This is a genomic window from bacterium (genome assembly GCA_024224155.1).
Lineage (GTDB): Bacteria > Acidobacteriota > Thermoanaerobaculia > Multivoradales > JAHEKO01 > CALZIK01.
The window spans coordinates 1-4,835 of the sequence record JAAENP010000517.1 but is presented as its reverse complement, the minus strand read 5'-3'; the positions used below and the strand labels follow the sequence as shown (position 1 = coordinate 4,835).

The following is a 4,835-nucleotide window of genomic DNA, read 5'->3' as shown; positions in this document are numbered from 1 at the left end:
TCGCCGCCGATCGCCCCAACGAGATGAGATGGCACGACATGGCGACCGGAATCCGCGCTGTCCTCCTCGCCAACCTCATCGACTACGAGCTCCGCCGTGGGGACGCCGTGGCCCCCGACCGCCTGTACAAGCTCGTGCACGCGGCGGCGTTGCACCTGGAGTTTCTACGCGATCCGGCGACCTTCGCGGTGAACAACCATGGGTTGTTCATGCTCCTCGGTCTGCGGGCGCTGCTGTCCAGGCTGCCGGAGCTTCGGGGCGCGGTCGCGGCGGACGGCTATGCAACCCAGCAGCTCGACATCTTGATCGACCAGCAGTTCTCCTCCGAATACCTGCACAAGGAGCACTCGCCGTCCTACCACGTCTTTGTCGGCGAGCTGTTTGCGGACCTCGCGTCGACCGGGCTCTTCGACGACCAGTCGAGGCTGCTGGAGTACGCCGAGGGCGCTCGGCGCCACTACCACGAGCTACTTCACCCCGCCGGAACGATTGTGCATATCGCCGACTCCGGCGGCGGCGGACACCGCACGCTGTCCGAGCAGTGCCGCTACGTCGTCAGCGGCGGCCAGGAGGGGCTGCGCCCCGAGGATCGTGACGGCTACTATCCCGAGGCGGGCATCGCCGCCTTCCGCTCGTCCTGGCAGACCGCCGACCCCACCGGGCAGTCCTTTCTGTACTTCTCCGCCGCCTACCACAGCACGACCCACGCCCACGCCGACTTCTTCACATTCGAATGGTCGGAGCTGCGCATGCCGATCATCGTCGACAGCGGCAAGTACGGCTACGCGGCGGGCGCCTGGCGCATGTTCTTCAAGTCCACCCGGGCAGGCAATACGGTTGAAATCGACGGACAGAGCTTCAGCCTCCACGACGAGCCGCCCTTCGGGAGCGCGCTCACCGGCTGGGGCCGCATCGAAGACGGGCTGCGTTTTGTCGAGGCTTCGGCCCTGCGCACGCAGGCCGACACCCAGCACACGCGTCTGTTCCTGTTTCGTGAGGGCCACTGGCTCGTCGTCGTCGACCGCATGCAAGCACCCGCGCGGCACACCTATCGCCAGTGGTTCGGATTCCACGAGGACATCGTCGTCACGCAGACCACCGACGGATTTCACGCCCTGCTACCGCTGGCGCGCGGCGAGGTCTACGTGCAGGATCTCGACCCGGCGGGACCGGCGGAAATCGAGCTCGTTCGCGGACGCGAAGGCGACGATCCGCAAGGGTGGATCAGTCGCGCCTATCTGTGTTGATCCCCAACGTCTTGCCGCCAAAGTCAGCAAGAGTCGGGCGAGGGTGGCGGGCGCGGATTGGCCCCGGTACCCAGGAGGATAGCAGCAAAGTAGGAGGCACAGAAAGGTGTGTCGCTCGATTTTGGGAGGACACCGGAGTGGCGCTCGAGCACGGCCTTGACGGCGGCGACTCCGGCGGGGCCGATGTCGGGTAGGCGGGCCTGTTCGAAGGCGCAGAAGACAGAAGCGACGACCTGGGCCGAGAGCGGGCCGTAGAAGTCTGCGAGACGGGTGAGGGATTGGCGTAGCCAGGTGACGAGACCGGCGCCATCGAAAAGCAGGGTTTGACCATCCCAACGGGCGGCGATGAGGGTGAGGACGTCGTGGAGCCAGGTGACCGGCTCGGCGGACCAGGCGGCCTGCTCGGCCCGGACGCGTCGTTGGTGGTGGGCGAGGCGCTCGGATTGCCGACGCTGGCGCTCCTTTAGGGCTCGCTGGCGATGGTAGTGGTCCTGGGCAACGCGGATGAGTCGGGCGAAGTAGGCAGCGCGGTTGCGGATGTCGGAACGATGAGCCTGGCGGGCAAAGGTGCGCTCAGCTGCGCGAATAACGCTCACTGGTATGCCGCGGAACCGACGGATGAAGTCACGCAAAAGGCCGCCGATGTCGTAGGCACCGTGAATATGGGTGAGCAAAAGTCGTGCACTGCGGTCATCGGCGCGAGCACGTTCACGGCTCTCTTCGGCGACGCGCGCGAGTTGGTCGACATCCGTTGGTCGCTCGGCGCATGCACGACGGGTGGCGCGGGCACCAGCCTGGTAGGCGCGTAGAAGAGCGGCGAGTAGCAGGGTGGTGACAGCGATGGCGAGGTCGGGTTGCGAGAGAGCGGGGAGAGCATCGGTGACTCGGTCGGTGAGAGCGAGTAGAGGGGATGCGATGCGCTTGACAGTGCCGAAGGCGCGCTCGATGGTGGCCTTGCCGAGAGGGTCTCCTTCTTTCTGTACGGCGTGCTCGACTTGAAGTGTATCGAGTGCCTCGCGGGTTCTGGCGGCGAGATACGGGGTTCCCTGGTCGGATAGAAACTGGGCACCGGGGCGGTCTGCCAGCGATTGGCGGAGCACGGCCACGACGTGGTCGGCAGATTCGCGGTCGTCGACGATGATAGCGTCAAGCAGAGATTGATCGCGACCGCCGACGTCCTGGGTGGCGACGAGCTTGAGGGGGACGCCGAACGCGCGCAGGTCGGTCGTATCGCCGGCTATCTGGGTGTCGGGAATCGTCACTGCAAAATCAAAACGTCCGCGACGAGCCGGACGCTTGCGCTTGCGACGGGTCGCTTTGTTCGTGTCGATTGTGTTGATTGTGTTGAACGAGAAAGGGCGAAATTCGTTCACTCGCTGAAAATCCCCGGTTTCCCCTGCGCCCTCCGAGTGTGGGCGACAATCGTCCGATGGCTTGTTTTTTAGCCATGAGCGTAGCGTTCGCTCCGGCACCGCCAGGGTCTGGCAGAAGCGCTTCTGGGTGAGCTGTGGATGGGTCTCGCGAAGATGCAGGTACGAGCCGACAATGACGCAGCGGATCGCGTCTTTGCGCAGCTTGACGTGTTGAAGAATCGACGTGGCCACCCCGAGTAGAACTCTCGTGAGAGCGAGCTCGTTTTCTTCGCTGTCTTCGCTGTCTTCGCTTGCGGGCGGGCGGCCCTTGCGCGTCAACCGCTCAACGACCGACTCGCAGGCGCCAAGCGCACGACTGGCGAGACGGGAGACCCGCTCGGCGTTGACTCCCTCGGCCCGGGCGGCTTCCTGCACCGGTACTGCGACCCATCCAGGGCGTAGCCGGCGGACGAGACAAAGGCAGATAAGTGCGAGCAGAGCGCTTGGCTTGGGGAGAGAAATATGGGAGGAAGACATGGCGGGTGTGGGCGTTGGGCGAGGACGGTCTTTTTTGCAAAACCAATCCTCACTCCCAGCGCCTCACGCCCGTAGTTTTTGACTCATGGACTCTCGAGCTGACCGAGCACGACACGGTGGCCGGCAAAGCGAAGCTCGAGGCGCCCGCCCGTGGCGACCAGGCGCAGCACCTCCAATGGCGCGCCGCTGGTGGGCCAGACCAGCTCTTCGATCACACGGGGCGCACTGCTCGCACTTGTCACCCGACCTCCAAGTGCATGAGCCAACTCACCCTGACGCTTACGGCTGATGGCGTTGATGACGGCCAGCACGCGATCGGCGCGACCGAAGAATCGATCGGCCGGGGTGAGGCCGTCGATCCCCATGTGAGCTCGCCGCTCGTTGTAGTCGGCCAGAAATTCGGCCAGACGACGCTCGGCCTCGACGCGGTCGGCGAACTGCTCCACGTCCCACAGCTCGCGCCGCACTGTGCCGATGAGCGACTCCACCTTGCCCCCGCCCTGGGGATGATACGCCCGGCCGACGATATGATCGATGAGTTCGGCCTCCAGCCAATCCCCGAATTCCTGGCCGGTGAACGCCCCGCCGCGATCAGTGCGCACCGCCTCGGGTTTGCCGTGACGCGCCATCGCCGTGCCGAGCAGCTCGGTCGCCACCTCGGTCGATGGCTCGTCGCCGAGCGTGTGTCCCACGCAATAGCGGCTGAAGTCGTCGAGCGCCACCAGCAGGTGCAGCACCTCGCCCGCCACCCGCATCTCGGCGTAATCCAGCTGCCACAGAGCGTTGCGCCGCGGCGCTTCGAACCGCTGCGGCTCCGGTCCTTGTGGGCGGCTCCCGCGATGCACTCGCTCGTAGCCGTTGGCACGAAGCACCCGCGCAATCGCCTTGATGGACACCCGCCAGCCCTTGAACCGCTTCAGCTGCGCGCGAATCTGCGCTGGTCCCATCGACGGGTACTTCTTCTTCAGTGTGAGAATCGCCGCCGTTTCGATGTCCGACAAACCTTGTCCCGGATCTCGCGGTTTGTACACCGAACCGGGCCCCGGCGTGCTCTCGGGCGTCTGGGCGCTGGTCTTCGTGTTCGGCGTTTCCTCTGTCGGATCGACGATGGTCGCCTGTTGTCTCGAAGTGACCGGCGTCGGCATCGTTCCGGCGGCCTCGGCCTCCTTCACCCATCGTCGAATCGACTCCGACGTCGTACCGACCGCGCGGGCCACCTCCGTCCGTTTCATCCCCGATACCACGAGGACCATCGCATGCTGCTTGACCTCGTCCGTGAATCGCCGCCCCGCTGCCGCCGGGCCGCCGGTACTCACCTTCTTCTCCTTCGTCCACCGCGGCGATTTCGTCCATCCATGCAGTGTACTCGTCGCAACCTCGTGTTTGCGCGCGGCCTCCGACAACCCCAGTTTCGCCGCGTCGCTCACCGCCGCACGCCGCTCCTCGTCACTGAAGCGACGCCCCGGGCGAAGTCCTCGCGCGGGCTTTCGGTCCTGTCTGTTCGTCTGTGTTTTCTTCTTCTTCTTCTTCTTCTGGCTCATCGAGTGCTCTCCTTCGTCGGCCTTCGCCGATCTTCGAGAGCGCCCGCTCCCTCTCAGCCTACGCTGCGCCTTGCTGACTTTCCGGGCTTGTTTGCGGCAATACGTTGGGTGTCATGACACATAGTGCCATGAGTTCTTGTCGGATCCGCAAGAGATCT

At 65.0% G+C, this 4,835-nt stretch carries 3 protein-coding genes; 1 reads left to right on the top strand and 2 read right to left on the bottom strand.

Features of this window, described 5'->3' with window-relative positions:
* On the top strand, positions 1 to 1,247 hold a 1,247-nt coding region (locus tag GY769_24325), incomplete at its 5' end, for a hypothetical protein (protein MCP4205047.1).
* A 23-nt stretch (positions 1,248 to 1,270) separates the two neighbouring features.
* Here the strand turns inward: GY769_24325 and GY769_24320 are convergent.
* Both GY769_24320 and GY769_24315 read right to left on the bottom strand, forming a co-directional pair.
* Complete coding sequence (locus GY769_24320) at positions 1,271 to 3,034, bottom strand: transposase family protein (protein ID MCP4205046.1); 1,764 nt, start codon at positions 3,032 to 3,034, stop codon at positions 1,271 to 1,273.
* Positions 3,035 to 3,219: 185 nt separating this feature from the next.
* Entirely contained in the window at positions 3,220 to 4,677 is a 1,458-nt protein-coding gene (locus GY769_24315) for an IS3 family transposase (protein ID MCP4205045.1), read from the bottom strand.
* Positions 4,678 to 4,835 lie beyond the last annotated feature (158 nt).